Origin of the sequence: Kocuria sp. CPCC 205260, from assembly GCF_040981045.1 — a bacterium.
GTDB classification, from domain to species: domain Bacteria; phylum Actinomycetota; class Actinomycetes; order Actinomycetales; family Micrococcaceae; genus Kocuria; species Kocuria palustris.
Genome location: NZ_JAVKPT010000032.1, coordinates 1 through 794, shown reverse-complemented (window position 1 = coordinate 794; position 794 = coordinate 1). Strand labels below are relative to the sequence as shown.

The 794-nt window shown below is 54.9% G+C and carries 1 rRNA gene; it reads right to left on the bottom strand.

What is annotated here, in order from left to right:
* Positions 1–550 (bottom strand): 23S ribosomal RNA (locus RF645_RS12975); the annotation flags it as partial.
* Positions 551–794 lie beyond the last annotated feature (244 nt).

Genomic DNA, 794 nt, shown 5'->3' with positions numbered 1-794 from the left:
CGGTACTGATCCGCTATCGGTCATCAGGAAGTATTCAGGCTTACCAGGTGGTCCTGGCAGATTCACACGAGATTTCACGGGCCCCGTGCTACTCGGGAACAACGTCACACCACGCACACCACGGTTTCGTCTACGGGACTCACACCCCCTACGGTCTGGCACTCACCACCAGTTCGACTACCACAGCGCCACAGCGCCCGGGGTGGCGACCCCGAGAACAACGCATCCCACAACCCCGATCATGCAACCCTCGCCAGGTATCACACACAACCGGTTTAGCCACCATCCGCTTTCGCTCGCCACTACTCACGGAATCACTATTGTTTTCTCTTCCTATGGGTACTGAGATGTTTCACTTCCCCACGTTCCTCCTCGCACCCTATGAATTCAGATACGAGTGACCACGCATGATACGCAGCCGGGTTACCCCATTCGGAGACCCTCGGATCACAGCTCGTTTATCAGCTCCCCGAGGCTTATCGCAGATTTCCACGTCCTTCATCAGCTCCTGATGCCAAGGCATCCACCGTGTGCCCGTAACAACTTCTACGCCACACAACACAAAACAATCATCAAAGAACACACCACACACACCCACCACACCACCACAACCAGGAATCCGAAAACCCCTCGACCGTGATCATCGTGTGACCAGATGCACGCGGCGTCAAAGATGCTCGCGTCCACTATGTAGTTGACAAACAACAACCCACCAACACCACACACCCACCACAATGGATGCGTCAGTGCCCCAGGAAACCAACCAACGTAACTTGTTGATCGACAACCCAACA